This is a genomic window from Pseudomonas fluorescens (genome assembly GCF_001708445.1).
Lineage (GTDB): Bacteria > Pseudomonadota > Gammaproteobacteria > Pseudomonadales > Pseudomonadaceae > Aquipseudomonas > Aquipseudomonas gorinensis.
Map to the genome: position 1 here is coordinate 1,294,659 of NZ_CP015637.1, position 19,644 is coordinate 1,314,302.

Consider the following 19,644-nt stretch of genomic DNA (forward strand, 5'->3'; position numbering starts at 1 on the left):
CTAAAAGCCCGCAGCATCCCAAACCGCGCGAGATAATATCAGCTTGCAAGCGTCTGCGTTAGACCCGTGTCTTCAGTGTATAGAGCATTTCCAGCGCTTTTCGCGGCGTCAAGTCGTCCAGGTCAAGCTTTGCCAACTCCTCCAGTACCGGATGGGGCAGGGTGGCGAACATATCACTCTGGTGTGGCGCGCTGGTTTTGCTGTTGGTTTTTTTCGGGCTCGCGACCACGGTTTCGTGGGGCAGGGCCGTGGCCTCCAGGCGGCTGAGGTGCTCGCGGGCGCGGGCGATTACGTCGTTGGGCACGCCCGCCAGTTGCGCCACGGCCAGGCCGTAACTCTGGCTGGCCGGCCCTGGCAGCACATGGTGCAGGAACACGATGCGCTCGTTGTGCTCGGTGGCATTGAGATGCACATTGGCCACCAACGGCTCGCTTTCCGGCAGCACGGTCAGTTCGAAATAGTGGGTGGCGAACAGCGTATAGGCGCGCAGGTGCGCCAGGCGTTCGGCCGCCGCCCAAGCCAGGGACAGGCCGTCGAAGGTACTGGTGCCGCGACCGACTTCGTCCATCAGCACCAGGCTGCGGTCGGTGGCGTTGTGCAGGATATTCGCGGTTTCGCTCATTTCCACCATAAAGGTCGAACGGCCACCGGCCAGGTCATCGCTGGAGCCGATCCGCGTGAAGATGCGGTCCACCAGGGACAGTTCGCAACTGGCCGCCGGTACGAAACTGCCAATATGCGCGAGCAGCACGATCAGGGCGGTTTGGCGCATGTAGGTGGATTTACCGCCCATGTTCGGACCGGTGATGACCAGCATGCGCGTATCGTCATCCAGCGACAGGTCGTTGGCGACGAACGGCGTGGTGAGCACCTGCTCCACCACCGGGTGGCGACCTTGCACGATGCGCATGCAGGGCTCGCTGACAAACCGCGGGCAGTTCAAGTCGAGGTTCAGAGCGCGTTCGGCAAGGTTGCTCAGTACATCCAGCTCTGCCAGGGCAGCGGCGGTGTCCTGAAGCGGCGCCAGTTGGCTGATCAGGTCTTCAAGCAGGTTTTCATAGAGCATCTTTTCCCGAGCCAGGGCGCGACTCTTGGCCGACAGCGCCTTGTCTTCGAATTCTTTCAGCTCTGGCGTGATAAAGCGCTCAGCGCCTTTGAGGGTCTGGCGACGCTGGTAATCGATGGGCGCCGACTCGGCCTGCTTGCTCGGCAACTCGATAAAGTAGCCATGCACGCGGTTGTAGCCGACCTTGAGGTTGGCCAGGCCGGTGCGCGCTTTTTCGCGGGCTTCCAGGTCGATCAGGAACTGCCCGGCGTTTTCGCTCAGGGACTGCAATTCATCCAGTTCGCTGTCGTAACCGGTCTTGAGTACGCCGCCATCGCGGATAATTGCCGGAGGATTGTCGATAATGGCCTTTTCCAGCAGCGCCGCGAGTGCCGGGTAGGTGCCGGCTGTGACGGCGAGTTGTTGCAGGTGGGGCGTGTCCAGCTCGGTCATTGCCACTTGCAACTGCGGCAGCGCGCTGAGCGCGTCGCGCAGGCGTGCCAGGTCACGGGGCCGCGCATTACGCAGGCCGATCCGCGCCAGGATGCGCTCGATATCGCCGATTTCCTTGAGCTGCGGTTGCAGCTTTTCAAAGCGATAGCCGTCCAGCAGGCAAGTAATCGACGTCTGGCGCGCTTGCAAGACGGTCAGGTCGCGTAGCGGGCGGTTCAGCCAGCGGGTCAGCAGGCGGCTGCCCATGGCGGTCTGGCAGCGGTCCACTACCGATTGCAACGTGTTGTCGCGGCCACCGGCCAGGTTGGTGTCCAGCTCCAGGTTGCGACGGCTCGCGCCATCGAGCACCACGGTGTCGTCCAGTCGCTCATGACGCAGGCTGCGCAAGTGCGGCAGGGCGGTGCGCTGGGTTTCCTTGGCGTAGCTGAGCAGGCAACCGGCGGCGCCGATGGCCAGGGTCAGGGTTTCACAGCCGAAGCCCTTGAGGTCTTGCACCGAGAATTGCTGGCACAGGCTTTTCAACGCCGAATCACGCTCGAAATCCCACGGCGCGCGACGCTTGGTCCCACGACGCTTTTCTGCCGGCAAGTCTTTTGGCCAGTCATCCGGGATCAACAACTCCACCGGGTTGATGCGCTCCAGCTCCGCCAGCAGGTTCTCCCAACCCTTGATCTCCTGCACGCTGAAGTTGCCGCTGGTGATATCCAGTACGGAAAGGCCGAACAAACGCTCATCGCCCAGGACGGCGGCGATCAGGTTGTCACGTCGCTCATCCAGCAGCGCCTCATCACTCACCGTCCCCGGCGTAATAATGCGCACCACCTGACGTTCAACCGGCCCCTTGCTGGTGGCCGGGTCACCGATCTGCTCGCAGATCACCACCGACTCGCCCAGCTTCACCAGTTTGACGAGGTAGCCTTCCAGCGAGTGGTAAGGAATCCCACACATCGGAATCGACTGCCCTGCCGACTGCCCGCGCGCGGTCAGGGTGATGTCCAGCAATTTGGCCGCCTTCTTCGCGTCTTCATAGAAGATCTCGTAGAAGTCGCCCATGCGATAGAACATCAACTGATCAGGGTGCTGGTTTTTCAGGCGCCAGTACTGCTGCATCATCGGGGTGTGGGAGGACAGATCGGACGTGTTTTTACTCATTGGATAGTAGGCAAATTCGTTGAAAGTGGTGGGGCAAAGGGGGCGCTCGGCCCAGCATTTTTTGCGATGGGCGCAAGGTTAACACGCGAGGTCGGGGGTTCGCAGGTCGCAAGCGGGTAGGCGCGGCGGCATGGCATGTGCATAAAATATGCAAATTAGCATTTGCAAACCCAAAAAACTCCCGTCACTATCCGCGTTATGCAAAAACGCAACGTTTCTATCGTCTTAAGAGAGCTGCTGGACCGCGACCGGATCTCCCCCACGGAGCTTCACCGGCGTACCGGCGTGCCTCAATCCACACTGTCCCGGATCCTCAGCGGCAAGATCGTTGATCCGTCGGACAAGCATATTTCCCGCATCGCCGAGTATTTTCGCGTCAGCACCGACCAACTGCGAGGGCGCGCAGCGGTGGGCGCTTTGCGTGATGATGGACGCGACCCGATGCATTCGGAACTCAAGGACATAAGCCTGTGGGATGACGACACCCCTGTGAATGACGACGAGGTGTCGATCCCCTTTCTGCGCGAGGTTGAATTGGCTGCTGGATCAGGAAGATTCGTCATCGAAGAAAGTGAGAAGGCCAGCCTGCGTTTTGGAAAGCGCAGCCTGCGGCATAACGGTGTGCAGTTCGACCAGGCCAAATGCGTGACGGTACGCGGCAACAGTATGTTGCCGGTGTTGCGCGATGGCGCGACGGTGGGGGTGAATGCGGGCAAGAGCGCCATTGGAGACATCGTTGATGGCGACTTGTACGCCATCAATCACAACGGCCAACTGCGGGTGAAACAGCTCTACCGCCTGCCTTCCGGGATTCGCCTGCGCAGTTTCAACCGCGATGAGCACCCGGACGAGGACTACAGCTTCCAGGACATCCAGGATGAGCAAATCAGCATCCTGGGTCATGTGTTCTGGTGGGGCATGTACGCCCGTTAACCACCTTGTGTAAGACAAAGCCCGCTATCGAGCGGGCTTTTTTTCGCCTGCACAAAATCGTCAACCCTTTGCCCATAAGGCTGAAAATGCATTTATGCATTTCCTTGCTAAAAATAAATGCATTTGTGCATTGACTGTATATGCATACATGCATATTCTTTGTTCCAAGCCAGCCAACAAGGCCTGGTGGAGGCGGCAAGGATGCTGCCAAGGAAGACAAGGAAGGCACGCAACATCGGCAAGGACGCCATCAGAGCGATGGCAAGGATGCCAGGTAACACCGGCAAGGATGCCGACGCTCTTTAGTGACACCGCTTCAACGAACAGGCAGCGATGAATCGGCCTCAACGGTTCAGAGGGTTGGCAACTGACCCGGGTGTGCAGCGTAAAGCACCAGAAGCAGTTATCCGGCAGACAGGGATCGTGGTCGGAAAAACATCGAGGAAAGGTCCGTACCGCGCCAGTAGCGCCGAAAGACCGAGGACCGCATTACTGAAAAGCCCGGGTAACCGGGCTTTTTGGAATGCCTACCTACACATGGAATTACCCAAGCGCCGGCACTCTGCCGGCATTGTTCAGCCAGGAGGCGTGACATGACAAACGAGCAGCAAGCGTTAGCGGAAATGCCTATCTGGCTGGTGATCGTACTGGCCCTGGTCGGCGGGGTCTCCGGCGAAATGTGGCGCGCCGACAAGGAGGGCGCGCGGGGCTGGTCGCTGGTGCGGCGCCTGGCCCTGCGGTCGGGAGCATGCATGGTCTGCGGGGTGTCGGCATTGATGCTGTGCTACGCCGCGGGGATGTCGATCTGGACTGCCGGCGCCATTGGTTGCCTGACCGCCATGGCGGGGGCCGACGTTGCCATCGGCCTCTATGAACGCTGGGCGGCCAAGCGCATCGGGGTCAACGAGACCCCGCCTTCCCGCCCGGATCAGCCGTAACCGTTGCAAGGACGCGACTACATGACACTTATCGAAAAACCTTCCCAGCTCCCCGTGGCGATTGGGGAAGCGCTCAAGCGCGCCTTTCCACTATTGCGCGTCGGCAATCATCAAGACTTCCAGGGCGCCAGCGACAGAACCGGTGTGCTGATTACCGTGGAGCGCAACGGCCCCGACGTTCGCTCCTTTGAAGGGCGCAAGGCCCACGCCTTGGCGGTTTCACTCCGCGTCACGGTTGCCAGCGGGGCTACTGCTTTTGACGCCTGTGACCTGGCTAGCCAATTGATGGACCTGGCGTTGGATAACCGCTGGGGCCTGCCGCCTGATCAGTGCGACCTGCCCACGGCCATCGTCGCGGCACCGACGGTACTCACCGGTAACGAAACGGACTACGACAGCTGGACCGTGTCCTTCACCCAAAACCTCTATTTCGGCCCGTCGCTGCTCGAAGATCCCACAGGTACGCCGTTGTTTGCCTGCACCTGGGAAGTCTCGGACATCGACGATCCGGATCAATATCGCCCGTTGCAGGAGTAGGCCATGTTCGACGCATTGTTACGCATGCAACTGGGGCCGATTATCGAGCGCCTGGCGGAAATGGAAGCCCAGCTCGAAGACCTGTATCGACGCGCGGATAGTTTCTGCCGCATTGGCGTGTGCCAGGAGGTCGACGCCGCCGGCAATACCTGCAAGGTCAGCCACGGTGAGTTGCTCAGCCCGGCGATCCGTTTCTTCAACCCCAGTGCCGGGGCGCAGAGCGAAACCCGCATTCCTTCCGTGGGGGAGCAATGTCTGTTGCTCAACTACGGCGGTGGAGAGGGCGGTGCGCAGTCTGTAGCTCTCTTCGGCCTCAACAGTAGCTTGTTTCCGCCGGTCTCCAGCGTTGCGTCGTTGACCCGACGCCGTTATCAGGACGGTACCCAGAGCGATTACGACGACGCCAGCCACACCTTCAACTGGGCCAACGGCCCCACGACCCTCAGCGGTTCCCGCGAACAGGTCGAGGTGAAAGTCGGCCCCGCCACCCTGCAAATGACGGCCGATCACATCGCTGTGCAACTCGGTGCCGTCGGCCTGCTGCTGGACGCTGGCGGTGTGCACTTGAGCGGCCCACTGGTGGATCACCAGGGCCGTGTGATCAGCAGCGCATAAGGATTTGCCATGATCGGAATCGATAGGAACACCGGGGCAGCGGTCGATGACTGGCTGCAATTTGTACAGCGTGCCACCCGAGCGCTGACCACCCCCGTGGGCACTCGCCAGAAGCGCCCGTTGTACGGCTCGCTGATCCCGCAATTGCTCGGCCAGAACCTCGGTGACGATCTGCTGATCCTCGCCCAAAGCCACGCCGCGCAAGCGTTCTACACCACCCAGAACGGCATCGCCGATTTCCAACCCCAGGTCATTGTCGCCACGCGCCAGGGCGCAGGTTTATTGCTGCGTTTTGCCGGTACCTGGAAAAACCGCCAACAATCCTTCGAGGTCGTGACATGAGCATGCTGATCCCTGGCCAGAACCAACTGGCGGAGCCGGCGATTATCGCGGTCGATGAATTCGAACCGCTGCTGGCGGAGTTCAAGGCGTTCGTCGTCGACTACGTCGCCACCCGCGCGCCGCAAACCGCAGCCAAGCTCAAGGTCAGCCTCGATAACGAAAGCGAGCTGCTGACCCTGGCCCTGGAAGCGTTTTGCGTTCGGCTGCAAACTCATGAGCGCAAATACAACGCCCGTATCAAGCAGATGCTGGCGTGGTGGGCCACCGGCAGCAACCTGGATGCGCGCCTGGCCGACATGGGCCTGGAGCGCCAGGTGCTCGACCCCGGCGACCCGGCCGCCTTCCCGCCGGTGCCACCCACCCTGGAAAGCGACGACGATGCGCGCCTGCGCTATTACCTGGCACCCCATGCGCCGGCAGCGGGTTCGCGCATGCAGTACCGCCGCGAAGTGTTCACCCTCGGCGAGCGGCCGTCGGTCAAGGTGCAGAGCGCCACGCCGGGCGTGGTGACCGTCACCTACACCTTCGATCCGGACGGCTACGCAGCCCAGGTCAAGGATGGCAACGGGCGACGTACGGCACCTGGCGAAGTAACGGTCACCGTATTGTCCAGGGACGGGGATGGCACACCTTCCGCCGATTTACTCGACGGTGTGCGGCGACATTTCGCACGGCCGGATGTACGACCGGAAACCGATCTGGTCACCGTGCAGGCTGCGCAGATTCAACGGTACAAAATTCGTGTGGTGGCCAAGATCAATGCCGGACCGGATTCGGGCCTGACTCAAGTGGCTGCGCAGCAACTGCTGCAAACCTACGCCGACTCCTGTCATCGCCTGGAAGGCCGGGTCGACCCAAGCTGGATCGACTACGCCATCCACAGCGCCGGCGCCGCGCAACTGCACATCCTCGAACCGCTGGAGCCGATCATCAGCACGGCGTTCCAGGCCCCGTATTGCACGGGTGTCGAGGTGGAGGTGCGCACGCTATGAGTGAAGCCAAATCGAGTCTGCTGCCCGCCAATAGCTCACCGATGGAAAAGGCGCTGGACCTGGGATTCGGCACGTTGCTCGAGCGGGTCATGCCGCCGTTTCCGGCGCTGATGAACACGCTGCAAACGCCCTCCGAATTCCTCCCATACCTGGCCGCCGACCGAGGCGTCAGCGAATGGGACGCGGATGCCAGCGAGACGGAAAAGCGTCTCACCGTGGGTTTGTCCTGGCAGATCCAGCGCCAGGCGGGCCTACCCAAGGCCTTGAGCCATGCGGTGGAATCGCTGGGTTTCAGCCCCAACATCCGCGCCTGGTATCAACAGCGGCCATTGGGGGCGCCTTACACCTTCGATGTGCAGGCGATTATCGGGCGCAGTTGGTCCAGCGGCGACCATAACCGACTGATTCGGCGTATCAACGCCGCGAAGAGCGAGCGTGACCAAGCGACGATTACCGTGGTTCACCAGACGCAAGGACGCCTTGGCCTGACCGCGATTGTTCACGCGCCTTTTAACGACAGCGAGTTAAGCCTGCAAGGCGCGTTACCCGAACTGGCCTTAGGCGCTCGACTTAACAGTGCCGGCGTCGCCCGGCACTACACCCTTAACGACTACGACCTCAGGGCGCAGCCATGACAGATGACATTACGCGCCTGGTGCGCTTCACCTCCAAGGGATTGGATGAAGTGCTCCAGGCAAAGAACCAGGGCTTGAAAGGCGAAATCACCCACATCGGCGCCGGCACCGGCCGCTACAACCCAGACGGCACGGAAGTGGCCTTGCGTGACGAGCGCCAGCGGGTCGCCATTGTGGATTACGAGAACCTGGGCGACCGGCAACTCAGGATGGCCGCACTGTTTGACGGCGAGGCCGAATATGAAATCGGCGAGTTCGGGTTTTATCTCGCCAGCGGGACTTTGCTAGCGGTGTATTCCGTGGCAGGGAAGTTGTTGACGTATAAAGCGGCGGCAGCGCGAGTACTGCAAAAGTTCACGCTGGATATTTCGCCGTTGCCAGCGAACAGTGTGACGATTGTGGTGGGGAGTGAAAACCTCAATGTGCTACTGGTCGATGAGTTGGCGACACTCTCTGCTGCCAGTGTTGACACTATGGCCAGAGGGGTCGGACTGTTGTTTCGCGTGATGAAACTTGAACATAGGAATGGTGATTTTTGAATGTGAGTTTCTTGGTGTTGACCAGTGAGATTCTACTGAATGATCAAACAGATAAGGAGATCTGATTTTGAGTACAGAACAGCAACTGGCGGCCGTCGTCAGCGCGGCGAATAGTCTTACCAGTGTCGTGACTGGCAAGGTAGGTGAGATAGATAAGGCGATTGCGGATGCCCGGCGCGCTTACGATGCACAGCTTTTGGATCTGAAGAGCCGTTTGCCCAGGCTTGCAGTTACCAAGAACTTCAACTTGTATCCTAGTGCGGATGGGAAGTTGATCGAAAATTGGGGGATTCACGGCGAGGTTACCAGCAGCAAACTTCGGTCGATTACCACCACGTCTCAAGCTACAGGTCGTCCGCAGGCAGATGTGGATTTCATGCTTCAGGTTCAGGCAGATGTCCGCGAACAATTTCCTGGCTTCGATATCAGGGCGAGTGAGTATTGGCGGACGATCGTTAATGTGTGGCAATTAAAATGGGCCACCGCCGATGCGAGTCCTTGGCTTGCTTTCCCTTATACGGTTGATACTGCGCTTGCTAATGGAACAGGTGCGGTTCCGCTCAACTCGTATATCACGTTGGGTGCTTTTGTGCGTGTCGTGGAGGGTTCAATCACGGGGGCCTGGAGTAGCGGGGCGGTTAAAGGGAAATGGCGCTGGTGTTCGGCGGTTGTTGCACCCAGTGAACTATTCGGCGCCTATTATCACCTTCATCCTATGCGTACTTCCGCTTCCGGTATTGTCGAAGTGATGTTGGCAGGTGCTTGCACGGGGGTGGTTACCAGTCCCGGCGACTGGGGAACTATGTTGGCTTTGAATTAAGGAGAGACCATGAAACCAATTTTTGTACCTGCAGAACTTCATCCACTCATTAAATGGCAAGTCATTCGTAGTGCTCGCGATAAAGACTTGTCAGCCAGTGATTACGCCGCAATGCCCGACTATCCAATGTTGGATAAAAACAAGTCGGCGTTCGTCGTTTATCGTCAAGGGCTTCGAGACATCCCGGATCAAGGCGCGGACCCCGATGCAGTGATTTGGCCGGAAAAACCCGCTTTCCTTAAATAACCTACCGCGAAAGCGGTTTTTTTTTGCCTCCCAAAGCCCCTCCCGCAGGGGCTTTGGCGTTTTCCACCCGGAGATTTGTCCCTATGCAAAACCGCCAAACCTACACCGTCCTCATCCCTTTCCCCACCGGAGGCGGCCATTGGTCCACCGTCGGCGAGGAATTGGACCTGCTGGACATCGAAGCATCCGCCCTGCGCACCGCTGGCCGCCTGGAACTGACCAGCGTGCTCGCCGCGAAGGACACCACCCCGGCCAAAAAGGCCACCACCAAGAAGGCTGACTAATCATGGCTGAGGTTTTGAACTTCGAGCACAACGGCATCACCGTGAATGCCACTGAATCCCCCGAGGCCATGGGTGGCCTGGGTGACAACGTAATCGGCCTGGTCGGCACCGCGCCGAATGCCCATGCATCGATCCCGAAAAACGCGCCGTTTCGCATCAACAGCTTCACCACCCAGGCGCTGCTGGACCCGACCGGTGCCGAGACCGGCACGCTGTTCCATGCCGTGTACCAGATCCTCAAAGTGGTGAAGGTGCCGGTCTATGTGGTGATCGTGGAGGAGGGCGCGACCCCGGCCGATACCGTCAACAATGTGATCGGCGGCAACGAGCCGGTCACCGGTCGCAAGTTGGGCCTGGCGGCACTGGCCAGCGTGCCGGAAGACTTGACCATCATCGGCGCCCCAGGCTTCACCGGCACCAAGGCGGTGGCCGGTGAGTTCGCCGCGTTCGGCAAGCGCATCAAGGCCCGCGTGGTGCTGGATGGCAAGGACGCCTCGGTGGCCGACCAGGTGACCTACAGCGGCGAACTGGGCGGTGCCGACCTCGGTTTCGACCGTTGCCTGCTGGTGCACAACATGCCGTCGGTGTACTCCAAGGCGGCGAAGAAGAATGTGTTCCTATCGCCGTCGTCCCTGGCCATTGCGGCGTTGGCCAAGGTCAAGCAATGGGAAAGCCCAGGCAACCAGGTGACGTTCGCTGAGGACGTTTCCCGCGTGGTCGAGTACAACATCCTCGACACCTCCACCGAAGGCGACCTGCTCAACCGCTACGGCGTGAGCTACTACGCCCGCACCATCCTGGGCGGTTTTTCGCTGCTGGGTAACCGCTCCATCACCGGCAAGTTCATCAGCTACGTCGGCCTGGAAGATGCGATCAGCCGCAAGCTGGTCAAGGCCGGTCAGAAAGCCATGGCCAAGAACCTCACCAAGTCCTTCATGGACCAGGAGGTCAAGGGCATCAACGACTGGCTGCAAACCCTGGTCGCCGACGAAACCATCCCCGGCGGCAGTGTGTACCTGCACCCGGAACTGAACAGTGTCGAGAAGTACAAGAACGGCACCTGGTTCATCGTCATCGACTACGGCCGTTATGCGCCAAACGAGCACATGGTTTATCAACTCAACGCTCGCGATGAAATCATCGAGCAGTTCCTGGAGGACGTTCTCTAATGTTTACCAACCGAGTCAGACAGGCCATCGCGGCCACCCTTCAAGGCCTGCCGTTGTCCGCGACGGTGGAGGAGTTCACTCCGCCGAAGATCGAGTTCGACATGGAGCCCATGTCCGGCGGGCGCTTTATCGCCGAGGAAATGGCCAAGAGCGGCAAGGTGCTCGGCGCCACGCTGGTGCTGCAAGGCGCCGGCCCGGAAGTCATGCTGGCCCTGGGCGTGCGCCTGGGTGACGACATCCTGCTGAACGTGCGCGAAGCCGGCCAGGACCAGGACGGCAAGACCTACTTCACCTATCACACCGTCGGCGGCAAGCTCAAATCCCTGGCCGAGGCGAAGCTGAAGATGGGCGACAAGCCCACCACCACCCTGGAGCTGTCCTGCCGCACCTACAACCGCTTGGAAAACGGCATTCCGGTGATCGACATCGATGTGCGCACCCAGAAGTTCGTGCTCAACGGCGTCGACATTCTCGGTGATGCGCGCCGTGCTGTGCTGATGCCTTAACCCTTGGGGGCGGGAGTGCTCGCCCCCTATTTCACCAAGGAAGAGCCCCATGGCCTGGATGCCACCGCTGCACCTGCTGCTGTCCCCGATCACCGCCGATACCGGCGCGGTGATCGACAAGATTCAACTCAAGCCGCTGTTCTACGCTGCGCAAAAAGAAGCGCTGGCCCGGGCCGGTGACGACGAGGACGACCAGTTTTTCGAACTGGCGAAACTCGCCACCGGCCTGTCGGAAAAAGAGCTCGACCAACTCAAGCGCCCGGACTACGTCAGCATCGCTCAGTACGTACACGAAATGTCGACGCGCCCTGCGTCCTTCTTTCTGGATGAGCGCCAGGAAGTGAGCCACGACGAGCCTGTCCATTTGCTGCTGCCTCTCGAGGCCGCCGGTCGCACCCTGACCGAGTTGCCTCTGGAAATGCCTGCGCTGCGCGCCACCAAGGTGATGAAAAAACTCGCCACCAACAAAGAGCGCGCCGAGTTCATTACCGCTCACTGCACCGGCCTGATGATCCCTGACCTTGCCGGCCTGACCGTGCCCGATTGGACCGAATTGCAGGAGCGCATCGACGATTTTTTAAATCAACCGGCGGCCTTCTTTCGCAACGCGACATCGACGTGATCCTCGATGTGGTGCCGCTGGTGTACTCGGTCAATGAAGCGGAGATCCTGGAGTGGGACGCCGCCAAAGCATTGCGCCGCTACGACATTGCGATCACTCGCCTTGGCGTTAAACAGGAGTAGAGCGGAATGCAAGAGACTAAATATGGGATCAAGCTCGCCCAGGAAGACTACCGCTGGATGATCGGCGACGCGGATCTAGGCAATGTGCTTGCACCGTTTTCCACAAGCGCTGTGGCACCCGTGAGCCTGGATGCCGCAGCGCAGCCGCCGTTGGAGCTGCGCTCTGCGTTGGTCACACTCAGTGTGGATATCAACGCATTGACCCAGGAGCAGGTGCGGCTGCGTGAGGCGTTGGAGGCGCTCAACAGCACATTGTTCATCAATGGAAATTCCCTGGCGCCCAAGCAGGCCGACGTCACCGCGAGCGCGCCGGAAGAGAAGGCGAAGGAGCCCGCCGATGGTCCTGTGATGAGCGCGATCAAGGAGTCTGGAGACGAATTGTGGGACGCGTTCAAAAGCAAGCTCGCCGAAAAAGCCATTGATTTTGTCGCAGGTTCCCTTGGCAAGGTGTTCAAAGGGCGCAAAAACATCAGCGGGCGTAATACAAGATTACGTCGCCTGTTCGAGCAACCCGGCCAGGCTTTGGGCGGCTCGCCAATGGGTTTTCATTCGGGAGCGCCCTCACAAAACTATCCAGCTTTTGCCATGGCTAACCCGCCAGCGTCCGCGGCCAACCTGCCCTCGGGGGCCTTGACCGATGCCCTTGGCAAATTCGAATCCCTCGGCATCCGGCGGCTTGGGCCATTTAGGGTCGCCGAAGCCTCCCTGGACGTGATCCAAGGTGTACGCAACGGCGATGCACATGCCATCGGCTCAGGCCTGAGCACCGCCGGTGGCGCCTGGGCCGGCGCCTCCGCAGGTGCGGCCATTGGCACGATGGTTTTCCCCGGCGTTGGCACCGCTGTCGGCGGCGCAATCGGCGGCCTGCTGGGCAGCGAGGCAGGCGCTTGGATCGGAGGCAAATTGTTCGGGTCAAGTGATCGCCTGCCAACACCCGGTGCGGTGAGTAAGGAACTCAGCAGTGCGCGCACGGACAACGTGCAAGTGACCCTCGCCCCGAGTATCCAGATCACCGGCGTCAACCCCGCCGATGCCCAGCAGGTCGTCAACCAGGTGATCCAGGCGCTGCAGTTTCAGTGTCTGCCGATGTTCAGCGACGCCCTCGGCATCCGACGCAATGCAGCACTGGCCGATTCTCCTGGAGGTGATTGATGCGACAACAAATGGTGCTCGGCGACTTTATTTTCGGTTTGTCTCGAGGATTTGCCTATTCCTCGTTGGTCCGTAACAGCGACGGCGGCTGGAGTGACCTGGCTATTATTGCCAGCAAGTCGCAGTCGCGACAGAGCGGTCAGAAACTGGAAAAACTCACATTCAGCGGCACGGCCATGTACGGCGTAGGCATGCAGCGCCTGGACGAATTGCGCGCGCTGCAAAATGCGCGGGCGCCGTTGCCCCTGGTTGATGGCATCGGCCGTAACTGGGGCTTGTGGCGGATCAATTCGATCGTGGAAACGCAGAGCAATGTGATCGATGACGGCACCGCCATGGTCATGGCCTGGACGCTGGAATTGGAGGAATTCGTCAATGCGTAGAGTGCGAAGTATCGCCGGTGATTCGGTCAACCTGTTGCTTTATCGGGAATTGGGTCGTTGCGATGACGCGGCGGAAGAAACCCTTTGGCGCCTGAACCCCGAGCTTGCCGAATATGGCCCGGTGTTACCGGCCGGCGTGTGGGTGATCGTGCCTGAAATGCGCGCGCGGCCGGTGGCGGTGCGCCCCGTTTTGGCCTGGGATTAAGGAGGCTGCATGGCACAGGGATTTACGCCTATCGTGGAGTTTTATGGCGCCAATGCGGCGCTGCTCAATCAGCGCTTGATGCGCTGGAGCCACACCGACGCGGCGGGCATTGAGACTGACCGGCTGGAGCTGACCCTCAATATCGAGGGCTTGGACGGCCTGCCCACTCTGAACGGCAAGATCGGCTTGCGTGTCGGTTACCTGGAATCGGGGTTGGTGGAGAAGGGCGAGTTTGTTGTCACCCAACGCACCCCGGTGCTGTTTCCAATGCGCTTGATGATCGTGGCCACGGCAGCGCCCTTCAGCGTGGTCGATGCAACGGGTTACCGTCAGCGTCGATCCGCCAGTTATGGCCCGACAACCCTTGGCGCGCTGTTTCGCCAACTGGTCAGTCGTCACGGCTATTCACCGCGAGTTGCGCCCGCGCTGGAGGGGATTGCGATCGCGCACATCGACCAGTCCAACGAAAGTGACATGGCGTTCATTTCGCGCCTTGCCCGCCTCTATAGTGCGGTCACCAAACCGTTTAACGAACTCTATGTGTTGGCCGAAGCCGGCCGAGCCAAGTCGCTCTCCGGCCAGTTACTACCGGAAGTGAAGCTGTCGGTGACTGAGGATAACCGCCCCGGTGAACAGAGCTTTATCACCGCCAAACTCGACGAAAAATCACGCTCGAAATACGAAGGTTGCCGCGCCAGTTGGTGGGATGCCGCCGCCGGCAGGCAGCGTGTGGTTCAGGTGGGGAATGCTCCGTTCAAAACCTTGCGCCAACGCTACCAGAACGAAGCCGAAGCCCGCGCCGTTGCTGAAGGCGAACTACGCCGTGTGGGGCGTGAAAATTTGAAGTTGGTGATCGATTGCCCGGGCAATCCATTGTTGGCCGCGGAAGGGCTGTTGGTGCTGGATGAGAGCTGGCCGTCTTATATGCAGGGACGATGGTCGATAAAGCAGGTGGTGCATGTCGGCGATCCGGCGACGGGATACCGCAGTTCGATCACGGCGGGTGGGTTGTCGATATAGAGACTTTTCGAGAGTAAAACCAATGGTGATAACACTCCCCCAGCTGCTTGGCGTTATGCCGGATGCCCGCCTGAGAGCGGGCGTTTTTTTAACGCCCTTGAATGCGGCTTTCGTTCGCTTCGAGATTGACCGTGCGAAGCGCATCGCCGCCTTCCTCGCTCAGATCGGCCACGAATCCGGCGAGCTGCGTTACGTCCGTGAACTGGGCAGCGATCAATACCTGAGCAAATACGATACCGGCGGCCTGGCCGTACGCCTGGGCAATAGCCCCGAAGCGGATGGCGATGGTCAGCTGTACCGGGGCAGGGGGCTGATCCAAATTACCGGCCGGCGCAATTACCTGGCCTGTAGCCAGGCCTTGTTTGGCGATGATCGTTTGTTGCGTCAACCGCAACTGCTGGAGCAACCGCAATGGGCTGTCGAGTCGGCCGCCTGGTTCTGGCAGAGCAACGGCCTGAATGAGCTGTCCGACAAGGACCAGTTCACCGCTATCACCCGGCGCATAAACGGTGGGCTCAATGGGCTGGAAAACCGCTTGCAGTTATGGGCGCGGGCGAAGGCGGTCTTATGCGTTACCTGACGGTTTGCCGGCTGATCGGCGCTTGCCTGTTGATCGCGCTGACTTGGCAGGTGCAGGCCTGGCGCTATGGTGCGCAGCTTGAGCGCGAGGCGTCTGCCCAGGCGCGGGCGTTGAGCCAGCAGCATCTAGTGGCTTTGCGTCAACAACAGGCGGAGAACGATAAACGGCAGGCGTTGGAACAACAGCTCAGCGCCAGCGATCAACAACACGCTCGGGAGTTAAGCGATGCCCAACGTACTCAAGCAGCTCTGCGCGACCGCCTGGCCACTGCTGATGTGCGGTTGTCAGTCCTTCTCGACGCCAGCGACCCCGCCAGAGGCAGTACAATGCCCGCCACCCCCGCCTCCGGCGGCGTGGTTCATGCAGCCCCGCGAGCCCGACTTGACCCGGCGCATGCTCAGCGAATTATCGCCATCACCGACGACGGTGATAACGCCGTGATCGCCTTGCGTGCCTGCCAGGCCTATGTGCGTGCCGTTGCGCGTTAGTCTCTGGATACATGCTGCAACTTGCATGGTCGATAGGCTCCTGTAGGGTAGGCAAACGCCCGCCCACTCCAGGAGACGACCGTGAAAGAAATCACCCAACTTGCCGCTGAACTGGGTCGCCGTTTACAGGTGCTCAATGCCCACGTCACCACGGCTGAATCCTGTACCGGTGGCGGTATTGCCGAGGCTATTACGCGGATTCCAGGGAGTTCGGCGTGGTTCGAGGCCGGCTATGTCACCTATTCCAACCGGCAAAAGACCCGCCAGTTGAACGTGCCTGAGGCGCTGTTCGCCAAAGTCGGCGCGGTCAGCCAAGAAGTGGTGGAGGCGATGGTCCGCGGCGCCCAGGAAAAAAGCCTGGCGCGTTTTGCCGTGGCGGTCAGTGGCGTGGCGGGGCCCGATGGCGGTTCGCCGGAAAAACCGGTGGGCACGGTGTGGCTGGCCTTCGGCGTCGGGGACGAGGTCACCGCTGAGCTTGCGCACTTCCCGGGTAACCGCGACGAGGTCCGCCGACAAACGGTAAAGGCCGCGCTGGAGGGCTTGTTGCGACGAGCTGCAGCAGAAATAGAAAATCAGGGGTAGGCGATCTCTGATCTTTGTGGAACAATACTGTCTACTTATACAGGTGTTGGCCGCCAGGCCTTATTGATTACGTGAGGACTTTAATGGACGACAACAAGAAGAAAGCCTTGGCTGCGGCCCTGGGTCAGATCGAACGTCAATTCGGCAAGGGTGCCGTAATGCGTATGGGCGATCATGACCGTCAGGCGATCCCGGCTATCTCTACTGGCTCTCTGGGTCTGGACATCGCGCTCGGCATTGGCGGCCTGCCAAAAGGCCGTATCGTTGAAATCTACGGTCCTGAATCTTCCGGTAAAACCACCCTGACCTTGTCGGTGATTGCCCAGGCGCAAAAAATGGGCGCCACTTGCGCGTTCGTCGACGCCGAGCACGCCCTTGACCCTGAATATGCCGGCAAGCTGGGCGTCAACGTTGACGACCTGCTGGTTTCCCAACCGGACACCGGTGAGCAAGCCCTCGAAATCACCGACATGCTGGTGCGCTCCAACGCCATCGACGTGATCGTGGTCGACTCCGTGGCTGCCCTGGTACCGAAGGCTGAAATTGAAGGCGAAATGGGTGATATGCACGTGGGCCTGCAAGCCCGCCTCATGTCCCAGGCGCTGCGTAAAATCACCGGTAACATCAAGAATGCCAACTGCCTGGTGATCTTCATCAACCAGATCCGGATGAAGATCGGCGTCATGTTCGGCAGCCCGGAAACCACCACCGGTGGTAACGCGCTGAAGTTCTACGCTTCGGTTCGTCTGGATATCCGTCGTACGGGCGCGGTGAAGGAAGGTGACGAGGTTGTCGGTAGCGAAACCCGCGTCAAGGTCGTGAAGAATAAAGTGGCCCCGCCATTCCGTCAGGCCGAGTTCCAGATTCTCTACGGCAAGGGTATCTACCTGAACGGCGAGATGATCGACCTGGGCGTGCTGCACGGCTTTGTCGAGAAGTCCGGTGCCTGGTATGCCTACAACGGCAGCAAAATCGGCCAGGGCAAGGCCAACTCGGCCAAGTTCCTGCAAGACAACCCGGATATCGCGGCGACCCTTGAGAAGCAGATTCGCGACAAGCTGCTGACCCCTACGCCAGACGTGAAAGCGGCCGCCAATCGCGAGCCGGTTGAAGAAGTAGAAGAAGTCGACACTGACATCTGAAGCAAACGATGACTGTTGTACTGGATACACTTGTCGCCGTTCGGCGCACCGCAATGGACCTGCTTGCTCGCCGCGAGCATGGTCGAGTCGAGCTGACGCGTAAACTGCGTCAGCGCGGCGCGGAGCCTGAGATGATCGAGACCGCCCTTGACCGTTTGACGGAAGAAGGGCTGCTGTCGGAGTCCCGCTACCTCGAAAGCTTTGTCTCCTACCGAGCCCGTTCCGGCTACGGCCCCGCGCGGATTCGCGAAGAGCTGAGCCAACGCGGTTTGCAGCGCGCCGATATAGACATTGCCCTACGTGAGTGCGGTATCAGTTGGCAGTCGCAACTGGAGGACACCTGGCGCCGCAAGTTTGCCGGTCACCTTCCAATTGATGCCAGGGAACGCGCGAAGCAGGGGCGCTTCTTGAGTTATCGCGGTTTTTCGATGGAAATGATCAGCCGCTTACTCAGTGGCCGAGACATGGACGACTGAGCACCTTGCTGTGTGTTGAACAGGCGCGTTGTGTGGCGAGCGGGCTTGCCCCGCGTTGGGCTGCGAAGCAGCCCCAATAGCCTCACCCTCAATCTAAACCTGAACCACCAAAAACTGCCCCAAAAAAAGGCCCGCTATGAAAATAGCCGGGCCTTTTTGCGTTTCTGGATTCTGCGTCGCGTTTCTGGATTTCACGCCGGCTGCGGCGCTACTCGCTGTTGCGTCTTCCCCTGGGACTGCGCCCAGTTCTCTGGCAAGTTGATGTAGTCCACCAACTCCCGCAACCGGCCCTGATCGCGTCCGTTGAAGTTGAACACCAGTCGCGTCAAATGGCTGAACCTCGGTTCATCATGCTCCTCGCCGGTATAGGCAAGCTGCTGGAACTCTCCACTCAACCGTAGGCTGGCGAACTCGTTCTGCAAATGAGCCAGCGCACGCTCGCTGAGCGGGTGATTCATGCGCACCACGAATTCACGCTTCAACCAACGCGTGGAATGGAAGTTGGCATAGAACTGATTGATCTCTTCGACGGCCTCTTCAGCGCTGTACACCAGGCGTATCAGCTTGAGGTCAGTGGGGAGGATATAGCGATTGGCTTCCAGTTGATTGCGGATAAAGTCCAGGGCGCCCTGCCAGAAACCGCCTCCAGGTGCGTCCAGCAGTACCACGGGTACCAGTGGGCTTTTACCGGTCTGGATCAACGTCAGCACTTCCAGCGCTTCATCCAGCGTGCCGAAACCGCCTGGGCACAGCACCAACGCGTCGGCTTCCTTGACGAAGAACAGTTTACGGGTGAAGAAAAAGTGGAAGGACAGCAGGTTCTCGGTACCATCGATGGTCGGGTTGGCGTGCTGTTCAAATGGCAGGGTGATGTTGAACCCAAGGCTATGTTCCAGGCCTGCGCCTTCGTGAGCCGCCGCCATGATGCCGCCGCCGCCACCGGTGATCACCATCAAGTCTGATCGGGCCAGCGCGGCACCGACTTCACGGGCCAGGGCATACAACGGGCTCTCGACAGGCGTGCGTGCCGAGCCGAACACCGTGACCTTGCGCCGGCCCTTGAACTGCTCCAGTACACGGAAAGCGTGGTCCAGCTCGCGGATCGCCTGCAAGGTGATCTTGGCGTTCCACCGGCTACTGTCGTCCTGGGCCATGCGCAGAACGGTCAGGATCATGTCGCGATAAAGGGGGATGTTAGGGCTGTCAGGCGCAATCAGCTGGAGTTGAGCGTCGACCTGCTGTGTAAGGTCAGCTCCGTTTGCTTCAAAATGCTGAAGCAGGCGGTCATTCGGTTCGTAAGGCATTCAACGTCTCCTTCTTCACAGAGGCCAGGTCAACGACGAGATATTCGTCCGTCGCCACGACACTGCATGTGTCGCTGCATGCCCAAGGCAATGAACAATGTTCGCCAAGCGGCAAAGCGGGCTCTGTATGTTCCTTGTGATGTAAAAACCTTTGCACTGCAAGTTGCAGGAGGGCAACCCTCTTTTGCCCTGAAAATGTTACAGGACGGCGTGAAGACCGCTGTAGAAGGGCTGCTGGGATGACTTGATCATGGGCCGAAAAACCCTTGGCTGGCAACCGCTTATTGGTCGCTCATCACGGTAGTTTGACTGCAGCTGGAAACGGAATCGGGGAAATCGGCGCGCCGCTGGACAGCCGCGCG

Annotated in this window: 27 protein-coding genes; 25 read left to right on the forward strand and 2 right to left on the reverse strand. The window is 59.9% G+C overall.

The annotated features are described in order from the left end of the window. Positions 1-58: 58 nt before the first annotated feature. A complete protein-coding gene (mutS, locus tag A7317_RS05710) occupies positions 59-2,650 on the reverse strand; it encodes a DNA mismatch repair protein MutS (protein WP_024073729.1) in 2,592 nt (863 codons plus the stop codon). A gap of 198 nt (positions 2,651-2,848) precedes the next feature. On the opposite strand from mutS, the gene A7317_RS05715 reads away from it, so the two are divergent. The 24 genes from A7317_RS05715 to recX all read left to right on the forward strand — a co-directional run bounded on the left by A7317_RS05715 (position 2,849) and on the right by recX (position 17,978). After that, on the forward strand, positions 2,849-3,583 hold the full coding sequence (locus A7317_RS05715) for a LexA family transcriptional regulator (RefSeq protein WP_024073730.1): 735 nt from the start codon (positions 2,849-2,851) through the stop codon (positions 3,581-3,583). Positions 3,584-4,176: 593 nt separating this feature from the next. Next, positions 4,177-4,521: a phage holin family protein gene (locus A7317_RS05720; RefSeq protein WP_024073732.1), complete on the forward strand. Its 345-nt coding sequence runs from the start codon at positions 4,177-4,179 to the stop codon at positions 4,519-4,521. 21 nt (positions 4,522-4,542) lie between these two features. Continuing rightward, a complete protein-coding gene (locus A7317_RS05725) occupies positions 4,543-5,058 on the forward strand; it encodes a hypothetical protein (protein ID WP_024073733.1) in 516 nt (171 codons plus the stop codon). Positions 5,059-5,061: 3 nt separating this feature from the next. Continuing rightward, positions 5,062-5,673, forward strand: coding sequence for a phage baseplate assembly protein V (locus A7317_RS05730; RefSeq protein WP_024073734.1), 612 nt, complete (start codon positions 5,062-5,064; stop codon positions 5,671-5,673). Positions 5,674-5,682: 9 nt separating this feature from the next. Beyond that, a complete protein-coding gene (locus A7317_RS05735; protein WP_024073735.1) occupies positions 5,683-6,015 on the forward strand; it encodes a phage baseplate protein in 333 nt (110 codons plus the stop codon). Continuing rightward, the gene (locus tag A7317_RS05740; protein WP_024073736.1) at positions 6,012-7,007 is read left to right on the forward strand and encodes a baseplate J/gp47 family protein; all 996 of its coding nucleotides are present in this window, start codon (positions 6,012-6,014) and stop codon (positions 7,005-7,007) included. Before A7317_RS05735 ends, A7317_RS05740 begins: the two co-directional genes overlap by 4 nt. Then, positions 7,004-7,642, forward strand: coding sequence for a phage tail protein I (locus tag A7317_RS05745; protein WP_069075359.1), 639 nt, complete (start codon positions 7,004-7,006; stop codon positions 7,640-7,642). Before A7317_RS05740 ends, A7317_RS05745 begins: the two co-directional genes overlap by 4 nt. After that, positions 7,639-8,181 (forward strand): phage tail protein, encoded by a 543-nt coding sequence (locus A7317_RS05750; protein WP_069075360.1) that lies wholly within the window; start codon positions 7,639-7,641, stop codon positions 8,179-8,181. The genes A7317_RS05745 and A7317_RS05750 overlap by 4 nt, the downstream gene beginning before the upstream one ends. 67 nt (positions 8,182-8,248) lie before the next feature. Beyond that, the gene (locus A7317_RS05755) at positions 8,249-9,001 is read left to right on the forward strand and encodes a hypothetical protein (RefSeq protein ID WP_069075361.1); all 753 of its coding nucleotides are present in this window, start codon (positions 8,249-8,251) and stop codon (positions 8,999-9,001) included. A 9-nt stretch (positions 9,002-9,010) separates the two neighbouring features. After that, complete coding sequence (locus A7317_RS05760; RefSeq protein ID WP_069075362.1) at positions 9,011-9,247, forward strand: tail fiber assembly protein; 237 nt, start codon at positions 9,011-9,013, stop codon at positions 9,245-9,247. A gap of 83 nt (positions 9,248-9,330) precedes the next feature. Beyond that, positions 9,331-9,531, forward strand: a complete 201-nt coding sequence (locus A7317_RS05765; protein WP_069075363.1) for a hypothetical protein — start codon at positions 9,331-9,333, stop codon at positions 9,529-9,531. Positions 9,532-9,533: 2 nt separating this feature from the next. Beyond that, positions 9,534-10,700 carry a phage tail protein gene (locus A7317_RS05770; protein ID WP_069075364.1) on the forward strand — a complete coding sequence of 389 codons (1,167 nt, stop codon included), beginning with the start codon at positions 9,534-9,536 and terminating at the stop codon, positions 10,698-10,700. After that, positions 10,700-11,206, forward strand: a complete 507-nt coding sequence (locus tag A7317_RS05775) for a phage major tail tube protein (RefSeq protein ID WP_024073742.1) — start codon at positions 10,700-10,702, stop codon at positions 11,204-11,206. The genes A7317_RS05770 and A7317_RS05775 overlap by 1 nt, the downstream gene beginning before the upstream one ends. A gap of 49 nt (positions 11,207-11,255) precedes the next feature. Beyond that, positions 11,256-11,828 carry a phage tail assembly protein gene (locus tag A7317_RS05780; protein WP_069075365.1) on the forward strand — a complete coding sequence of 191 codons (573 nt, stop codon included), beginning with the start codon at positions 11,256-11,258 and terminating at the stop codon, positions 11,826-11,828. After that, positions 11,825-11,950: a hypothetical protein gene (locus A7317_RS31290; RefSeq protein ID WP_024073744.1), complete on the forward strand. Its 126-nt coding sequence runs from the start codon at positions 11,825-11,827 to the stop codon at positions 11,948-11,950. Before A7317_RS05780 ends, A7317_RS31290 begins: the two co-directional genes overlap by 4 nt. A 57-nt stretch (positions 11,951-12,007) precedes the next feature. Then, a complete protein-coding gene (locus tag A7317_RS05785; RefSeq protein WP_335717261.1) occupies positions 12,008-13,102 on the forward strand; it encodes a hypothetical protein in 1,095 nt (364 codons plus the stop codon). Next, the gene (locus A7317_RS05790) at positions 13,102-13,485 is read left to right on the forward strand and encodes a phage tail protein (RefSeq protein WP_024073746.1); all 384 of its coding nucleotides are present in this window, start codon (positions 13,102-13,104) and stop codon (positions 13,483-13,485) included. The genes A7317_RS05785 and A7317_RS05790 overlap by 1 nt, the downstream gene beginning before the upstream one ends. Beyond that, entirely contained in the window at positions 13,478-13,690 is a 213-nt protein-coding gene (locus tag A7317_RS05795; protein WP_069075367.1) for a tail protein X, read from the forward strand. Before A7317_RS05790 ends, A7317_RS05795 begins: the two co-directional genes overlap by 8 nt. A 9-nt stretch (positions 13,691-13,699) precedes the next feature. Next, a complete protein-coding gene (locus tag A7317_RS05800) occupies positions 13,700-14,710 on the forward strand; it encodes a contractile injection system protein, VgrG/Pvc8 family (RefSeq protein WP_069075368.1) in 1,011 nt (336 codons plus the stop codon). 22 nt (positions 14,711-14,732) lie between these two features. Continuing rightward, positions 14,733-15,290, forward strand: coding sequence for a glycoside hydrolase family 19 protein (locus tag A7317_RS05805; RefSeq protein ID WP_069075369.1), 558 nt, complete (start codon positions 14,733-14,735; stop codon positions 15,288-15,290). Next, entirely contained in the window at positions 15,278-15,778 is a 501-nt protein-coding gene (locus A7317_RS05810; RefSeq protein ID WP_069075370.1) for a lysis system i-spanin subunit Rz, read from the forward strand. The genes A7317_RS05805 and A7317_RS05810 overlap by 13 nt, the downstream gene beginning before the upstream one ends. Before the next feature lie 81 nt (positions 15,779-15,859). Continuing rightward, a complete protein-coding gene (locus A7317_RS05815; protein WP_024073751.1) occupies positions 15,860-16,360 on the forward strand; it encodes a CinA family protein in 501 nt (166 codons plus the stop codon). A gap of 83 nt (positions 16,361-16,443) precedes the next feature. After that, complete coding sequence (gene recA / locus A7317_RS05820) at positions 16,444-17,502, forward strand: recombinase RecA (protein WP_024073752.1); 1,059 nt, start codon at positions 16,444-16,446, stop codon at positions 17,500-17,502. An 8-nt stretch (positions 17,503-17,510) separates the two neighbouring features. Continuing rightward, on the forward strand, positions 17,511-17,978 hold the full coding sequence (gene recX, locus A7317_RS05825) for a recombination regulator RecX (protein ID WP_024073753.1): 468 nt from the start codon (positions 17,511-17,513) through the stop codon (positions 17,976-17,978). 191 nt (positions 17,979-18,169) lie between these two features. Here recX and A7317_RS05830 read toward each other — a convergent pair whose 3' ends face one another. Continuing rightward, positions 18,170-19,282, reverse strand: a complete 1,113-nt coding sequence (locus A7317_RS05830) for a TIGR00730 family Rossman fold protein (RefSeq protein ID WP_024073754.1) — start codon at positions 19,280-19,282, stop codon at positions 18,170-18,172. 78 nt (positions 19,283-19,360) lie between these two features. On the opposite strand from A7317_RS05830, the gene A7317_RS30560 reads away from it, so the two are divergent. Beyond that, entirely contained in the window at positions 19,361-19,525 is a 165-nt protein-coding gene (locus tag A7317_RS30560; protein ID WP_155766381.1) for a hypothetical protein, read from the forward strand. Positions 19,526-19,644 lie beyond the last annotated feature (119 nt).